The sequence below is a fragment of the Ruegeria sp. BG3 genome (genome assembly GCF_056538485.1).
The window spans coordinates 43,903-59,811 of sequence record NZ_JBQFTE010000009.1; the positions used below are offsets into that span (position 1 = coordinate 43,903).

Sequence of the window (15,909 nt, forward strand, 5' to 3'; positions counted from 1 at the left end):
CCCGACTACTGCAATTGATTGATGTCCGGCACACAGGGTTGCCTGTCGACAGGCATAGCGTCAGCGCCCTCTGGAGCCTTGCTTCTCGACCCACCCACATCCAGCTTGAACTTTGGCGACGAAAGCTGACCCGTTACATCAAATGGCCAAGCACTCCGGGATAGGGGTTTGCCGACGCGACGAGGCTCCGCTCTTAATGCGATGCTATCGTTCAGCCAGTCCACTTGCCCCCTGGCCACCAATTGAACTGACCCTGTTTCGATGACGATGGAGTTTGAACTGACCCGTCCGGCCTGGATATCAACCGGGGCGACTACGCAAGTGATGTCGGTATAGCCTTGTCGGAACTCTTCTGAAAAGAGCCAGGGGAAAATACCTAGCCCGGCCAACTCTAGTAGGCTGGTACTAATGTAACCTTGCGACATCGACAACGACGCATTGCCACGCATCGAATTGACGAAGGCCTTGCCCGAGGCGGTACTGCCAGACACGTTGAACTCACCGCTCAAACGCCCATAGGCCTCAATACCAATGCCCAACTCATCAAAGATTTCGCCGAATTCCCATCCCGAGGTCGATCCCGACAATGAAAGCCAATCAGGAGAGTCAATCAGATCCATGATGGCCCGCAGGCTGAAGTTTCCGCCACCATAAGCCATCTGAAGAGGCCCGAAATCCACGGTCCCTTCTTTGGCAGACAATTGGCTTGAAACAGACGTTACTCCTTGCTGGCCTGCAATCTCTTTGAATTCGATCTGTACCTCGACGTCCGCTTCTCGAAGCACGCGCTGCACATCCAGAAGATCGGCAGGTTTCCCTTTTTCCTTTGGCAATACCAAGGGCTGGACGTCTGTCTCCTTCGGTAAAACCAAAGGCTGAACTTCGGCTTCAGGTTCCTTTGTGGTCTCGCCTACCAAGCTCTTCAGTTGGTCCAGCACGGCAGTTAGGTTCTTCAGGTCGTTGAGATCGAGCCTTTCGCTCGTGATGTTGCCCCGAACAACAGAAGCACCCTCGGGAAATTTTGCGTCCAAAGCCGCAAGAAGATGCGAGGACCCTGCTTCGAACTGGATTGCGGCATCAAAGTCCTCGCCCTGTTTGGAGGTTTCAGCATCGATAGCTAGCGATCCGATTTCGACAGGTTGCAGATTCACTGCGGTCAGAAACTTGGCGCTGTCGTCGATGTCCAGTTCCACGTCGAAATCGAGACCGGCAAGCCCTTTTAGCTCGTTGACAGATAGTGCGAGATCGAGCGCCCAGAGATCGGTGCCGTAGTTGGTCGCGTTAAACCTGTTGAGTGAAACCGGCCCACCCGCATTGGATATGTTGAAATCGGCTTTGATGCCGCCGAACTGGTCAACGTAGTCTTCATCGAGGTTGGGCAAAATCAACTTGGCGGGCCCGTTTAGCTCCCCATCGAAAGTCACGTCCTGAAGCTGAAGCAGATCGAGGATTTCACCTTCGGCTTTCAGGACAGGCTCTTCAATTGGACCGGCTTTTAGCGCGATGCCCAGCATGGCGAGCCGTCCGTCTGGCATGCGGCGAATACTTTCGATTGAGGCTGGGCCTATTACGTCCAGCCCTTGGTCAAATGCATTGGTTTGGAACAACAACTTCTCAAATTCGAAGGAAGCCAGAGATCCGACCATATGCATTTCAAATCCAGTGAACTTAAGTTCCTGGATACTTTTTGCTGCTGGCGGAGGCTGTCCTTCGGGATGAAGCCGCGCGTTGAAGATCAGATCGACGCCCTGAGCGGTGTAGAGGTCATCTATTGAACCTTCAGCTTCGAGTTTTTGCCCATCCTCCAGGCTTACAGTTGTTGTAAACGCCTCGATCTTCAGAGCGTCCTGAGAAACGAGTTCTGCTTGCAGCTGACCATTGCCTTCCAAAACGCGTTCCAGCCCGATGACGTCTAGAAAATCACCGAACTCACCTGTGTCCATTTCCAAGACTGCCCGATAACCGCCCCCTTCGTCTGCCGAGAAGGGCTCGCCATCGTAGCTTACGGTCATTTCGCCAAAACTGGCGCGTGTCGTAAACGGTGCGGCGTGTGGGTAGTCGCCTTCGATTTCGAAAACCTGACCGTTGACGGAGCCGGAACCAGAGACATTTGTTCTTTGTCCATTATCTACTTGTTCGAGCGCGAGTGACTGAAGGTCAAATACAAAAGAGAAGCCCGAGACCTTGTCGTCAATGTTTAACCCGATTGACCTGAAGCTGACGTTCTTGTCGCTCAGGAAGTTCAGGATTCCACTGCTTTCCGTGTCGGTCTTATCGGTACCATTAGCTTTAGCGACGTCTTTTTGATCATCCGCTGATACAGTTTCCTCTGAAGTTGGCTTGGGTGTTGGCTCGCCTTTTCGCCAGCTTGTGGTGCCGTCTTCTGCCGTCAGAAGATTTGCTTGGAGGCCTTCCACGACGAGATTGTCAAAGTGCAGGCGCCTGTTGGCCAAAGCGGCAAAATCCAGTTCCAGCTCCAGCAGGTTCAATTCCACAAGAGCTTCCTCCGGCATTGTCAGGCTCGGGATGACCACACCACCGACGTAAATGTAACTCGTGCGGCCAAGCGCGACGCTTACATCATCATTGACATGAAGTGGCCGACCAATTTGTTCCGAAAGAACTCTTTCCACAAGGTCGCGCCGCATGTCCGAGAACATCGGAGCAGCAAACAACAACCAAACAAACGCGACTGCTGCGAAAGCGAGAAGTGCGACAAGCCCAATTATCCTAAAAAGCCAAACCCTCATGCGCTCCCCTATCGCCGCCTTCGCCGTTCAGTCTCTCACAAGCAGATATTCGGCCCACTAAACTGAATGCCCTTTCTGAACCTTATTCGGGTCAGTTGGACCGTGTCACTATTCGTCTTTGATAGCCCCGCCGGTCGCTTTTATTCTTCCCATCAGTACGCTTGCCCTATTGGTCGTAGCCTCTTCGGAGGTCTTGGTTGGTCCAAAAGTCTGAACGTCATCGACCTCCAAAGTAAACGCAGCCTTCATGAGAACGGGACCATCAACAACCAGCATTTCTTTCTGCGTCGGGTCGATCCTGATTTGACCAGTTACGACGATGGGCTCGTAACCTGTCGATGGCGTCCATGAACCACTTAGGCGCAAACGCACCATCTGGTTTGGTGGCTGAGGCGGTACGTGGCTGCACATTCCACGTTCCCGCACGATATATGCCTTTTGGGAGCCATCTTCGTCGCGGGTTGCCGGGATCACAAACCCGCCCCATGAAACGGTCACGCCATCGATGTCGACGTTGGTGGTCGTGCCCGCCTGCTCACGTCTTTCCACCACAACCCAGCGTTGGGAAATCAGCCAGTTCGCATCAATGCCTTCCTCAGCAAGAGTTGCTTCGGTCGCCTCGATATCCACTTAAATCTAGTCCAGCTGTTCTGGCGTGGCCCCGCCTTTTTCTACCAGTGCGCGCAACCGGACCAATTTGCGAAGTGCGTAAATCTGTTTGCAAGTCAATTCGACGAAAGGGGCTTCGTAGCTTTGAGCGGATTCATCGATCAGGTCTGACCACTCGACACGTGTGCCTTCCGAATGAACCGGCAAAGCCAGAAAACACGCAGTGACTACCGCAAAGGAAAGACGCATTATCATAAGCTCCTCAATTGTCGACAAAACAGCGCCCACTGCCAATGGCTCCAAAGGGTCATCTTTCAGGTCTTCAGACTTGATATCGCCGTGACTTTTGCTTCCAGACGAAACAGCAACTCTGGATTCGGACACTCGGCCCACACATCCATCAACTGCGTTTTTGGATTAACCTTGATTGCTCCACCAAAATAACGGTGCTCGTAAGGGCGCATTTGTCCGTTTGGCATCTGCAAAGACAGGTTGCGTCCTTCAAATGTGTTTGCATCTGTCTCAAATACCTGACGCCGTTTGGCGAATTCCTCCTAGGGCCTTTTGACGACAACGTAGTCTGGTTGGATGTCTGACAGGATCGCTGGCGTTTCGTCCTCCAGCCCTTCCGTACTCAGATGCTGGTACCGCTTGACACCCGGTTGGCTGAAAATCCCCGAAAAAGGGGCATTTAACTAGGTAAGACTATAGGTGAGATATGTCCTCCTATAAGCGAGAATCGCCCGTTCCGCTGCGATTTTAGCTAGTTCGCGGTTCACCTGGGCAAGTTGCAACTTTGCTTCACGACTGGCCGAAAGTAGGTTTCAAAGCGTATTGTTTGCGGGACTTCAGTTGTACCGGATTCTTGCGCGAATGCGGGCAATCAGCCTCTCATGTCATATCTGGCGTCAAACTGGACGAAGCAAAGGAGCTGTTGAATCAGGTCGGAACGTCTGTTGGTGAGACTGCGCTGCAGCTTGGTTGCGCAGACGCTACCACGTTTTCGAGGGCCTTAAGAAGATGGTCTCGAATGTCGCCGTCGGCTTATAGGAATTTGGTGAAAGGGCGGGGCAAAAAACGGACGCTAGTAGGGACGCGTGTTGCTCGCCATCGTTTTTTCGGTCATAGGAAGAGAATGCTAGCTGAATTTATATCAAATTGCGCATACTTATGCGATTATTTGATCGGGTGCGTGCAACACCATTCACTCTTGTCCCGTTCTCGCAAAAAGCCGGAATTGCAAAGTCTGTTTTGAATTTCCGCGTCGGACTGCAACCTACTAAATACAAGTGCAGGGCGCACTGGACTTTTTTCGGTGGGTCTGGGCTCTTTCGAACAATCGAGGCAAGTCGCGGAGAAAGTCTGCAGTGAGCACAGAGCGGTCCTAGTCCAAGCGCTCCATATCGTTCAATTCAAAGCTATTGTCGAGAAGGCTCGGCTCCGGTCCGTAGAAGCGGGCAAGCAAGAAAAACCTTCGGTTTGGATCAGTTGGAAGCCAGTTGCTCTCCTTACCTTCTGGAGCAGTGGGGCCGAAGTAGATATCGACTGATCCGTCATCGTTCACTGCAACGTCCGGCATGGTGGAATCTATGGTGCTGGGATTTATGTCCCGGAGATAGGACGCGGTGACCAGATCGTAGGTTGTTATCGACCAGAAATCCCGAACCGGAACATTGGCAGGCACAGTCAACTTGTAGTTTCTCCCGCCGTCCAGCCATTCCTGGTCCGGTGTTTCGGCAAGATCCAGATAGTACGTTGAAGTGCCGTAGTTTTTGATGCTGGTGATGATTGCGTAATACAGTGCGCCGCGGGCATGGTAATCGTAGTAGGATGGGTACTCGTAGCTCCATTCCGTCTCACGCGATCCGTTAGGCACAAGCGCAGACCATCGTTTACCTTCGAAGACAAAAGGGTTTAGAACACGATGGTACTGATCGATCATGTACTCCAACGCCTCGGGCCCTGCGGCGTCGTAGATGGCTTGCATCTCCGCATCGGGCTCAAAGGGTTCATTTCGTTTGATCCCAATCCTTGCGAGCGCGCCCATCATTGTAAGGTCTCGGTCAAGCACGACCTCCTCACCGATCATCTCATGAATATGGCCGTATATGCCGCCGTCCATGACCGGCGTCATTTCTAAATTCACCCCATAAACGTCGACGTACTCTGTTGATACCTCACCATCTGCCTCAGATACTGGGTAAACCTTGATCTTTTTTGTCAACGCCGTCGCTTTAGCGAGGTTTTCTTCCGTGGCGCCACCAGCAAGGATCGGACGAAGCGCGGCAAAGCCGAAGTTCGTGTCTTGTTCATAGACCAGAGCGTTCGGAAGCAGTGGACCGTTGTATCCCGTAGGCACCAGCATATACCTTGCTCCTACACCGCGGTCCCGACCGTTGGAACCGACGTCGTCCAGCGGGCGCTGCCATGCATCCATAATTGTGCCGAAGATACCAATACCTTCTTCGGACGCGGGCATCTCAAAAACGATAGGGCCGTCTTCGATAGTCCAATAGGCGTGGATGTAGGGTGTTGTGTTGTTCGGTGTTGCCGTCTGGAAACGCCAATCTTGGACTTTTGAGTTATATCCAATGTCATTGGGACCAACCCCAGCTTGGGCCAACGCATCACGATAAAACTTGAAATTCATAAGAGGCATGGCCCAAACAGCGGCATCGATGGCCCGGTGATAGGTCATTCGATCAGCGAAACTTGCGTTTGATTGGTCAAACTCTGCTGCCTTCGCGGTTGTTGCAGCGGCGGCCGCGCCAAAAATAACTGCCGTAGCGAGTACGAAGCCTCTAAAGCGTGTCATGGGGAAAACCTTTCTCGAATTGTCCATAGCAGGAGCAGGCCCTCCTTAAAGTTAGACGAAGGCTCTTTAAGGGCAATCAGAAAGTCCGCTTAGTCCGCATGGCCGACGACTGTCCAGAAGTTGCAACTGTATCTTCTTTGGTCTGAAGGGCTTGCCTTTTGGCCCAATATTGCGCGATGGACTATTCTGCTACGTCCCAGAAAAACTTGCATCGAGACGTGCGGTTAACACGCTGGTCGAGGGTGTCAAACGCAAGACGCCCAAGTAGTATTCGGTTGAAAAGAAGATACGATTGTTCTAACCGGCCTCTTTGGAGAGGTGAGCATTGTCGCCTGTGCTACCGCGACGGTCTACCGAAAGTCTGTATTTCTTTTGATCGAAAGAGTTTCTCGAAGCTGGGAAGAAACGAATTTCGGGTGACACAGTCCAACGGCCGACCACGTCAGAAGTTCAGGACCGGCGAGCCGAAGCTCTGGCCCAGACGCGCGGCGCTGGCTGCTTTTTCGACCAGCCTCTGAAACAGGAAGAGCTTCTGAGCCTACCTGCTTATCCTGTCAATAACGCGTCAATGTGTTCACTCGGCGTCTGAGCGCAGGATGACAGGCGTGATCCGCGTGCCTTCGCCCTGAACATAGGCCATCTGAATGATCAACTCGGCCAGAGGTTCCAGATACCGCGCACTCAGCATCGCTCCGCTATCTACCGGGTCGTAGTTGATTGCACGCACCAGCTCGGCCACCGTTTCTTTTGCCCCAGCGTCATCCCCGGCAAGGAATACTTGAGGGCGGATGCCGCCATAGGTCGGATCCGAGTCAACGACATCCGCGAAGATCGCGTTGAAGGCTTTGACGACCGGGACGCCCGGCAGCTTCGCTTGGCAGACCTCGCCTGCGGACGTGGAATGCCCCAGGGTCAGAGCCATGTAGTCATCGGTCAGGGGGTTGGTGCAGTCGACCACCACCTTGCCTTCCAGTGATCCCAAAGCCTCCAATGTATCATCCAACGCCGTGAACGGTACGGCGATGAACACAACTTCGGCGTGTTGAACCAGATCGGCTGCAAGGCCGCCTTTAATACCATGCCGATCCGCGGCCTCGACCCCACGTCCGGCATCTCGCGAGCCTATATGAACCACATGATCCGTTGCAGAAAACCGGCGCGCAAGCGCGTTGGCGACATTGCCGGTTCCGACGATAAGCAAATTTCTTGAGTTGGGCACGACGACGTTCTTCCCCTTGATAATGTTGCGATTCCGAGGATAGTGGAATCGGTATCATGATGATAATTGTTTTTTGCGCTCTCTTTCAGATTGCAGCGCTTCAGGCGGGCGATTGGTGTGTTTCAGCCGCGCTGTAAGTGCCCGTTGGCAGGGTGAATGGTGAAACAACACGATGGCAATTGATCTCGACGATTGGCTGCGCGCGCTTGGAATGGAGCGCTACATCTCAGCGTTTCATGACCATGATGTGGATGGCAGCCTGTTGCCGACGATCACTGCAGAAGATCTCAGGGATATGGGGGTCGCGTCGGTTGGCCATCGCCGTCAGTTGCTGAACGCAATTGCTTTGCTCCGCAGTGGTCAGGCATCGGACCTGACAAACGGTCCATTTGCGGAAAAGGCGGATCGCAGTCACTCGGTCGCGCCGCAACAGCGGCGGCAGCTTTCAGTGGTGTTCACGGATCTTGTCGGCTCGACCCAACTGTCCGAACAATTGGATGCAGAAGAGCTTTCGACCCTGTTGACCAGCTACAAAAGCGCCGTGACCGAGATCGTCGAGGAATATGGCGGCTTTGTCGCGCAATATCTTGGTGATGGCGTTCTGGCCTATTTCGGCTGGCCGCAGGCCTATGATCATGACGCCGAACGGGCGATCCGATCGGGGCTGAGCATCGCCGATTCGATGCATTTTCTGGGGCGGCCGCATGGGGTCAAGCTGAATTGCCGCATTGGCATCGCAACGGGCAATGTCGTTGTCGGGGACCTGATCCGCAACTCGTATATCGAAGAGGATCAGGCCGTCGGGCGCGCGCCCAACCTGGCTGCCCGTATCCAGTTGATGGCAAAACCGGGCACCTTGGCGATTTCGGATGAAACCAAAAAGATCGTCGAAGGCAAATTCGATCTGACCGATCTGGGAAATCACAAATTGAAAGGCTTCCGGGGCGAGGTGCGTATCTGGCGCGTCGAAGGCGCAACGGACGGCCCCTCCCCCGATTTCAAGCGTCGGTCAAAAGAAAAGCTACCGATCATCAATCGCAAGGTTGAACTGGCCCAGTTGGATAGCGCGTGGGAGCAGGTCGAGCAGGGCGTACCGCGGTCGACGCTCATTTCTGGTGAGCCGGGGATCGGTAAGTCTCGGCTGGTGGAAGAGTTCGTATCGCATGTGCTTGAGGCCGAGGGCGACGTTCTGCGCTTTCAATGCTCGCCCTTTCACACCAATGACGCCTTGTATCCGGTGCTGAACCAAATCTGGTCTATGGTTTTGGGCGGGGGGCAGCTTTCGGCCGGGGACACGGCCCAGCGGCTGGAACAGATTTTTTCGGCTACAACTCTGGATCCGAGCAAGACAGCCTCATTGGCGGATGCCTTGATGCAGTTTCGCGAACACGGGCGCGACACCACGCTGCCTCTTGATGCGCTGGGCCGGAAAGAGATGACGTTTCAGGCGCTGATTGCTCTGTTCGAATGGTATGTGCGCGACAAGAAAGTGCTGGTTGTCTTCGAGGACCTTCACTGGATCGACCCGACCACCAAAGAGCTATTGGGACGGCTGCTCGAGACGTTCAAAGATGAGCAGGTCATGGTACTGCTTACCTGCAGGCCCGCGTTTCAAACCGCGTGGGAGGTCAATTCCCGCGTCGAACTGACCCGGCTGTCCAACGAGGAAATCGGCGAGATTGCCGCACATGTCTACGATCTGAAACCGGTGCCGATGCCGGTCCTGGAATTGATCGCGGATCGGTCCGACGGGGTGCCGCTCTTTGCCGAAGAACTTTCCAAGTCGTTCATAGAAACCGGCGTCTTTGACCGAACCGATGGGGGCGGCACCTCGATTGATGAGACGGCGGTACCGACCACGCTGAACGAGTTGTTGGTCGCGCGCCTTGATCGTCACCCCGAATCCCGCCGGATACTGCAGACGGCTGCGGCCATCGGTCGGGATTTTTCCTTCGACGTTCTGTCTGCCGTGATTGATGAAACCGATCATGCGCTGTCGGCTCATTTGAACACGCTGGTATCTGCGCAGATTATTGTTCCCACCCCGGCTGCGGCCCGTAGATACTCATTCCGCCACGCCCTGATGCGAGATGCCGCGTATGAAACCATGCTGCGATCCGTGCGTGCAATGGTGCATGCGCGTATTGCGGCTGTACTTGGTGCGCGGTTTCGAAAAATCACGCCCGCCCATGTTCTGGGGAGCCATTGGGGGCTGTCCGGAAACCATGCGGAAGCGACTCGGTGCTTCCAGCAAGCGGCGGAGCAGGCAAGTTCGCGCTATGCAAATACAGAGGCCACGGCCTATTTCAAATCCGCGTTGAACCATCTGGAACAGGTCACCCTTTCGGACGGGTTGCACCCTGGCACTCTGCCGGAGCGAGCCGATCTGCTGGAGCAGCTTGGCACCGTCTTGACCTTGGTTCACGACCTTGACGGCGCGGTTGCGGCTTATCGTGAGGCCGTAGGGTTGGTTCAAGACAACCCCCGGAAAACGGCTCGGCTACACCGTCTGACCGGCAACGCCTTGCAGCAGGATCGTGCGGGATCACTGGCCGAACTCGCCGCTGCCGAGGCTGCGCTGGATCAAACCTCGTGGCGGGACGACGCCGAACTGCTGCGGGAGTGGATCGACATCCAGCTTAATACGCTCAACGTTCACTACTGGAGCGGGGACGGCGAGGCGATGTCTCAACTGGCGGCTGGGCTTGCGCAGGATGTAGGTAGCATGACGGCCGAACAACGCGCCGAGTATTTCGATCAACTGGTACTGCGTGACCTCAGAATGTCGCGTTATGATCCGACCGAGGACACTATTGCAACCGCATCGAACTATGTGTCTGCGGCTGAGGAAACCGGTAACCTCGCCATAGTTGCCTCGGCCCTTTTTATCCTTGGGTTTGTCAATCTGCACTGCATCCGCCTGCCTCAGGCACAAGAGGCGATGAGCGCGGGTCTGGAGGCCGCGCGCCAATCCGGTCACCGCAAGATCGAGTTGCGCTGCATGACCTATCTGTCGCTCGTCTACCGGCGCATGCACAACCCATCCCAGGCTACGCGCCTGTCTCACGAAAGCATTGCTTTGGCGCGGGAACTCCAGATGCATGAGTATATCGCATTGGCAACCGCCAACCTGTCGTGGGAGGCATGGCAGCGCGGCGCAGACAGCACAGCGTGCAAGCTGGCTCGCGACGCGATGGTTCAGTTCGAGAAGACCTCGATCGCTTATCCCTTTGAATGGTCCGCGCTGTTGCCCTTGATCGCATCCAGCCAGACGCAGAAAGACCTCTCCGAGGTGCCAAAGCTGTGCGCGCGCCTTCTGGACAGCAGCCAGCAGAACCTGCCCGAGACGCTGCGCAATGTCGTGGCAGATATCGCCACCCTGACAGGCTCGGATGACACGCCTCTGATCAAACAGCGCATCGCTGCGTTGATCGACGCTGCACGCTATTCTGGGTTCCTCTAACACGGCTCATTTGAACAAGTCAGCGCCAGCCCGAGGGAAAGCTTGCGGCAACGGGTTCGATTTGCTGTAGTGAACACGCCTTTATTGAGTGGAGGAGACATAATGTCCGAAAGCGATATTGAAAACTTTAGACACGACCTGATTATTGCAAGCGATGATGGCACAGTGCTGCATATCCCGCGTGATGTCTGGGACAACAAGGAATATCAGGTAGACCCTGAGAGATATCAGAACGATCCTTGCTGGTCCTTGGTCCGAGAGCTTCTGGAATGTGGCGTAAACCTTGCCACCATCCCACCCAAAGACTTTCTGCCGCCTGACAAGTTCGAACCCGAAGGCACCTGCTATCTGGTCAATATCGACGGGCTGAAACAGAGGCACAAATTCACACGCAGCTAGGATCAGGCCCGCTGACAAACATGGGGCAGGAGGGGGAAGACCAACACCGAGCGCCTGCCCACGCGGTTCCGTCCGTACAGGTTCTGGACCGCGTCTTGCCCCATATGAAAAGCCTTGGTGTCACCCGGTTGGCCGAACTGACCGGCTTGGATTGCATCGGTATTCCCGTCTACGCCGCGCACCGCCCGAATGCGCGGTCTCTGGCCGTGACGCAAGGCAAAGGCGCGACCATCGCGGATGCAAAGGTTTCGGCCTTGATGGAGGCGGTCGAACTCAGCTGCGCAGAAACTCCGGTTTTGCCCCTGCGTCTGGCAAGCGCCGATGACTTGGCGAAGTCGGAAAACGTGATTGATCTTGAGCGTCTGCCCCGGATCTCAGATAACCCCATTTCGCGTAGCAAACCCGTGCTTTGGGCCGAGGGCAAGGCGCTCTCAGATGATCATTCGGTCTGGGTTCCTTACGAGCTGGTCCATATGGATTACACGCTGCCCCTGCAGCCCGGGGTGGGGTGTTTTCTGATGTCGTCGACCGGCCTCGCCTCGGGCAGCAGCGTTGATGAGGCTACCTGTCAGGCGCTGGCCGAAACGCTTGAGCGTGATGCAGTGACGTTGTGGAAGCGCAACCCCAGCATCATGGCGTCCTGCCGGGTCGATCTGCACTCCGTCACAGACCCGACCTGCCAAGCGTTTCTCGACAGGTTCGAGGCCGCAGGCGTGGCTTGCGCGGTCTGGGATGTGACCTCGGACCTTGGAATTCCCGCATTCTTTGCAACAATCATCGATGGTCAGGATGACACGAGACGTGGCTTGCAGGCGGCCTCGGGGGCAGGGTGCCACCCTGCGCGGGGCATCGCCTTGTCTCGTGCCCTGACCGAAGCGGCGCAAAGTCGGCTGACCCTCATCTCGGGCGCGCGGGACGATCGGACGCGCGACTATTATGAAGCGCGGCGGAATGCGGAAACGCTCCGGTCGCAGCGCGCCGAGATCGTCGAGGGGGACACGCCACACAGGTTCGATCAGGCGCCGTTGCATCAGGTCCGCTCCCCTCGTGATAGCCTTGACTGCATGCTGGCCGCGCTTGAACGGGCCGGGCTTGAGGTGCCGGTCGCCGTTGATCTTTCGATGCCCGACCTGCCCGCGACGGTCATACGGGTCATTGCACCGGGGCTTGAAGGTACATCCTACGCGCCCGGATACCGCCCCGGAGCGCGCGCGCGGAAGGTGCCATGAGCCAAGGTGATATCATCCTTTTCGCCGGTCCTTCCCTGCCTCACCCAACTGGTGTGGAAGACCGGTTGCCGATCCGGCGCCTTGGGCCTGCAGCGCAGGGCGATCTGCTGAAGGCAGCGCTCGCCCGCCCGCGTGCCATCATCCTGCTGGATGGCTATTTCGAGGCCTTGCCCGCCGTCTACCACAAGGAAATCCTGTGGGCCCTTTCCGAAGGCATCCCCGTCTATGGCGCCGCCTCGATCGGAGCCCTGCGCGCGTGTGAGCTTGGCAGTTTTGGCATGGTCGGGGTCGGTGAGATCTTTGACGCGTTCGCCCAATTCCGGCTTGAAGCTGATGATGAGGTCGCGCTGATCCATGCGCCTGAAGAGGTTGGTTTTGCCAACCTTTCCGAGCCACTGGTGAACATCCGCTGGACGTTGGATGCCGCTGTCGCCGCTCAGGTTGTTGAGCGGCAGTTGGCGGATGCCCTTGTCGCCGCCGCCTGTCGCAGGTTTTATCCCGATCGCAGCTTTGGCAGCCTCTTGGAAGACTGTGCTGCTTTGGATTCGGCCGCCGCAGATCGCCTTGAGGCATGGCTTCCCGAGGGCCGAATTGATCAGAAAAACCGAGATGCGCAGGCCTGTTTGCAGCGCGTGGAGAGCGACTGGCTGAACGACATGCTACCCGACGCGCCAGCGTTCGAGTTTCGGCATACGGATGCGTTCGAAACCCTTCTAGCGGGTGTGCTGTCACATAGCCCGTTGAACGATCCCGAGGTTCTTATGCGATACGAGACCGCCTCCGGCGATGGGTTCGATGCGCTGCGCCTTGCCGCTGAGATCGACGCGCTGGCCCTTGCGCTGGACCAGCACTCCGGGCAACCCGTTCCGGGCGAAGACCTTGTACGTGCAGTATCAGAGTTTCGACAGCAGCACGGCCTGCTTGATCAGCAGGCGCTGCAGCACTGGCTGAGTCGAAACGGCGTGAATATCGACGCCTTGTCCCGCAAGTTGGAGGAAAGCGCGCGGATCGCCCGGGCGCGGCAACAGATTGAGCCCCATCTGAACGACCGCATGCGTGACTTGCTCGTCTTTGCACAGGGGCCGTCACAACCCGGCGACAAAGGCTAGCGCTGACGCCGTTTCCGCTCGACCTTACGCTTGATCTTGTCCTTCTTGCGCTTGGTGCTGACCGCCTTGCGTCTGGTTGCGCGCCCTTTCGGTCCGCGTCCACGGGGCAAGGCCTGATCGTCGATGGAGAGCAGCTCCAACTCCAAGCCGCCCGTGACCGGTGTCGCCTCGGTTAGTCGCACGGTGACACGTTGGCCAATCGCTATGATCAGTCCGGTATCCGAGCCCATGAGGGTTCCCGCCTCGCGGTCGAAATGGAAGAACTCACGCCCCAGCGAGCGGACCGGCACCAGCCCGTCCGCGCCGGTTTCGTCCATCTTCACGAACGCCCCGAACCGCGCGATGCCGCTGATCCGGCCCGTGAACTCATTGCCCACGCGCTCGCTGAGATAGGCCGCCAGATAGCGGTCAGTGGTGTCGCGCTCGGCCATCATCGAACGCCGCTCGGTGTCCGAGATATGCGTCGCGGTTTCGTCCAGCCGGGTGATTTCATCCTCGGTCAGACCGTCATCACCCCAGCCATGGCTCGAAATCAGCGCGCGGTGGACGATCAGGTCGGCATAGCGCCGAATGGGCGAGGTGAAATGTGCATAGTTCCGTAGTGCCAACCCGAAATGTCCGAAGTTTTCGGGATTGTAATAGGCCTGCGCCATCGATCGCAGGGTCGTCAGGTTGATCAGTTCCGCATCCTCAGTGCCCGCCGCGGCGTTCAGCAGGGCGTTCAGGTGACGGGTTTGCAGAACCTGACCCTTGGCAAGGTTCAGGCCGGCAGCTTGGGCCGTTTCACGCAAGCTTTCCAGCTTTTCAGGCGCGGGTTCCTCGTGGACGCGGAACAGCAGGGGCCGACGTTTCGCAATCAGCGTCTCAGCCGCCGAGACATTGGCAAGGATCATGAACTCTTCGATCAGCTTATGCGCATCCAAACGGTCGCGGAAAGCGACGCTGGTGACCTCACCCGTGTCGGATAGGATGATCTTGCGTTCCGGCAGGTCCAACTCCAGCGGTTGCCGTGCCGCGCGCGCGGTTTTCAGTGCGGAATAGGCGGCGTAGAGTGGTTTCAGAACCGTCTCTAGCAACGGTCCGGTGCGGTCGTTGGGGGAGCCGTCGATGGCCTCTTGCACCTCAGCATAGTGCAGCGACGCGGCCGAGCGCATCAAACCTCGCACGAAGCGATGCCCGATCTTGTTGCCCTCGGCGTCGATTTGCATCCGCACAGCGATACAGGCCCGCGGGACGCCTTCGTGCAGGGAACACAGATCACCGGACAGGCGATCCGGCAGCATCGGCACGACGCGATCCGGGAAATAGCTGGAGTTGCCGCGTTTGCGTGCTTCGCGGTCTAGTGCGGTGCCGGGCAGCACATAAGCCGCAACGTCGGCAATCGCGACCCAGATCACGTGGCCGCCGGGGTTCTTGGGGTCGTCATCGGCATGGGCATAGCAGGCGTCATCATGGTCGCGCGCATCCGAGGGGTCGATGGTCAGCAGCGGTATGTCCCGCAAGTCTTCGCGACCCTTCAGACCAACGGGTTTGGCCCTGTCAGCTTCGGCGATGGCCTTGTCGGGAAAATCGTCGGGGATGCCATGTTGATGGATCGCGATCAGCGACACGGCCTTGGGTGCGGACGGGTCGCCCAAACGTTCGACAATGCGGGCGCGAGGAAGGCCCATGCGGGACTTGGGTCCGGCCTGTTCGGCCTCGACCAGCTCACCATCTTTGGCCCCATGCACCGCACCTTCGGGCACTTGCCATTCGGTCTGGCTCGCCTTGTCGATAGGCACGATCCGCCCACCCTCGGTTCCTTTGCGGAACAGGCCCACAATCTTGCGCGGGTTGGTCCCGATACGGCGGATCAGGCGGGCCTCGTAGTTGTGGTCTTCTTCCTGCACGACGGTCAAACGGGCCAGAATCCGGTCGCCTTCGCCCAACGCGGGATCGCTGGCGCGGGTGATCAGCAGCACGACCGGCTCAACCCCTTCGCCATGCCACTCCAGAGGCCGCGCGAACAGGTCGCCATCCTCATTGGGGGCCTTCACCTGAAGCACACTGACCGGAGGTAGGCGATCCGGGTCGCGATAGCTGCGCTTGCGCTTTTCCAGATGCCCTTCGGCCTCAAGCTCTTTGAGGATGCGTTTCAGATCAATCCGATCCGCGCCCTTGATACCAAAGGCCTTGGCGATATCGCGTTTCGAGGTCAGGGTGGGGTTCGCCGAGATCCAATCCAGGACCTCTTGCTTGGTGGGGATGCGAGTCATGGGTTTGGCCTAGCACGGTGGTGCGACGGCGTCATGACTAAAATCACGGCCCCCTGACCCG

At 57.0% G+C, this 15,909-nt stretch carries 11 protein-coding genes and 1 pseudogene; 6 read left to right on the forward strand and 6 right to left on the reverse strand.

Going from position 1 to position 15,909, the window contains the following annotated elements; all coding sequences use genetic code 11:
* Positions 1-5: 5 nt before the first annotated feature.
* From ACR0AI_RS14810 to ACR0AI_RS14820, 3 genes are all read right to left on the reverse strand, one after another.
* The gene (locus ACR0AI_RS14810) at positions 6-2,750 is read right to left on the reverse strand and encodes an AsmA family protein (RefSeq protein WP_480675364.1); all 2,745 of its coding nucleotides are present in this window, start codon (positions 2,748-2,750) and stop codon (positions 6-8) included.
* Positions 2,751-2,858: 108 nt separating this feature from the next.
* Positions 2,859-3,380, reverse strand: coding sequence for a DUF3299 domain-containing protein (locus tag ACR0AI_RS14815; RefSeq protein WP_480675362.1), 522 nt, complete (start codon positions 3,378-3,380; stop codon positions 2,859-2,861).
* Positions 3,381-3,386: 6 nt separating this feature from the next.
* Positions 3,387-3,608 (reverse strand): hypothetical protein, encoded by a 222-nt coding sequence (locus ACR0AI_RS14820; RefSeq protein ID WP_480675360.1) that lies wholly within the window; start codon positions 3,606-3,608, stop codon positions 3,387-3,389.
* 616 nt (positions 3,609-4,224) lie between these two features.
* Here ACR0AI_RS14820 and ACR0AI_RS14825 point away from each other — a divergent pair.
* Positions 4,225-4,614, forward strand: coding sequence for a helix-turn-helix domain-containing protein (locus tag ACR0AI_RS14825; RefSeq protein WP_480701396.1), 390 nt, complete (start codon positions 4,225-4,227; stop codon positions 4,612-4,614).
* 129 nt (positions 4,615-4,743) lie between these two features.
* Here the strand turns inward: ACR0AI_RS14825 and ACR0AI_RS14830 are convergent, their stop codons facing one another.
* Positions 4,744-6,174, reverse strand: a complete 1,431-nt coding sequence (locus ACR0AI_RS14830; RefSeq protein WP_480675354.1) for a DUF1214 domain-containing protein — start codon at positions 6,172-6,174, stop codon at positions 4,744-4,746.
* Between the two features lie 291 nt (positions 6,175-6,465).
* Between ACR0AI_RS14830 and ACR0AI_RS14835 the strand changes: the two are divergent.
* Positions 6,466-6,646, forward strand: a pseudogene (locus ACR0AI_RS14835) (IS3 family transposase); the annotation flags it as partial.
* A 102-nt stretch (positions 6,647-6,748) separates the two neighbouring features.
* Here the strand turns inward: ACR0AI_RS14835 and ACR0AI_RS14840 are convergent.
* On the reverse strand, positions 6,749-7,393 hold the full coding sequence (locus ACR0AI_RS14840; RefSeq protein WP_480675352.1) for an NADPH-dependent F420 reductase: 645 nt from the start codon (positions 7,391-7,393) through the stop codon (positions 6,749-6,751).
* A gap of 172 nt (positions 7,394-7,565) precedes the next feature.
* Here ACR0AI_RS14840 and ACR0AI_RS14845 point away from each other — a divergent pair, with 172 nt between their 5' ends.
* The 4 genes from ACR0AI_RS14845 to ACR0AI_RS14860 all read left to right on the forward strand — a co-directional run bounded on the left by ACR0AI_RS14845 (position 7,566) and on the right by ACR0AI_RS14860 (position 13,593).
* Entirely contained in the window at positions 7,566-10,856 is a 3,291-nt protein-coding gene (locus ACR0AI_RS14845) for an adenylate/guanylate cyclase domain-containing protein (RefSeq protein WP_480675350.1), read from the forward strand.
* Positions 10,857-10,958: 102 nt separating this feature from the next.
* Positions 10,959-11,255 (forward strand): hypothetical protein, encoded by a 297-nt coding sequence (locus tag ACR0AI_RS14850; RefSeq protein WP_480675348.1) that lies wholly within the window; start codon positions 10,959-10,961, stop codon positions 11,253-11,255.
* Positions 11,256-11,350: 95 nt separating this feature from the next.
* The gene (locus ACR0AI_RS14855; protein ID WP_480701379.1) at positions 11,351-12,484 is read left to right on the forward strand and encodes a YcaO-like family protein; all 1,134 of its coding nucleotides are present in this window, start codon (positions 11,351-11,353) and stop codon (positions 12,482-12,484) included.
* Complete coding sequence (locus ACR0AI_RS14860) at positions 12,481-13,593, forward strand: TfuA-like protein (RefSeq protein WP_480675344.1); 1,113 nt, start codon at positions 12,481-12,483, stop codon at positions 13,591-13,593. The genes ACR0AI_RS14855 and ACR0AI_RS14860 overlap by 4 nt, the downstream gene beginning before the upstream one ends.
* Here ACR0AI_RS14860 and rnr read toward each other — a convergent pair.
* The gene (gene rnr / locus ACR0AI_RS14865) at positions 13,590-15,848 is read right to left on the reverse strand and encodes a ribonuclease R (protein WP_480675342.1); all 2,259 of its coding nucleotides are present in this window, start codon (positions 15,846-15,848) and stop codon (positions 13,590-13,592) included. The genes ACR0AI_RS14860 and rnr overlap by 4 nt on opposite strands.
* Positions 15,849-15,909: the final 61 nt, after the last annotated feature.

Bases quoted from the DNA above. Each gene is read 5' to 3' on its own strand.
- rnr (WP_480675342.1), bottom strand. From the start codon at position 15,848: ATGACTCGCATCCCCACCAAGCAAGAGGTCCTGGATTGGATCTCGGCG.
- ACR0AI_RS14810 (WP_480675364.1), bottom strand. From the start codon at position 2,750: ATGAGGGTTTGGCTTTTTAGGATAATTGGGCTTGTCGCACTTCTCGCT.
- ACR0AI_RS14850 (WP_480675348.1), top strand. From the start codon at position 10,959: ATGTCCGAAAGCGATATTGAAAACTTTAGACACGACCTGATTATTGCA.
- ACR0AI_RS14820 (WP_480675360.1), bottom strand. From the start codon at position 3,608: ATGCGTCTTTCCTTTGCGGTAGTCACTGCGTGTTTTCTGGCTTTGCCG.
- ACR0AI_RS14830 (WP_480675354.1), bottom strand. From the start codon at position 6,174: ATGACACGCTTTAGAGGCTTCGTACTCGCTACGGCAGTTATTTTTGGC.
- ACR0AI_RS14845 (WP_480675350.1), top strand. From the start codon at position 7,566: ATGGCAATTGATCTCGACGATTGGCTGCGCGCGCTTGGAATGGAGCGC.
- ACR0AI_RS14860 (WP_480675344.1), top strand. From the start codon at position 12,481: ATGAGCCAAGGTGATATCATCCTTTTCGCCGGTCCTTCCCTGCCTCAC.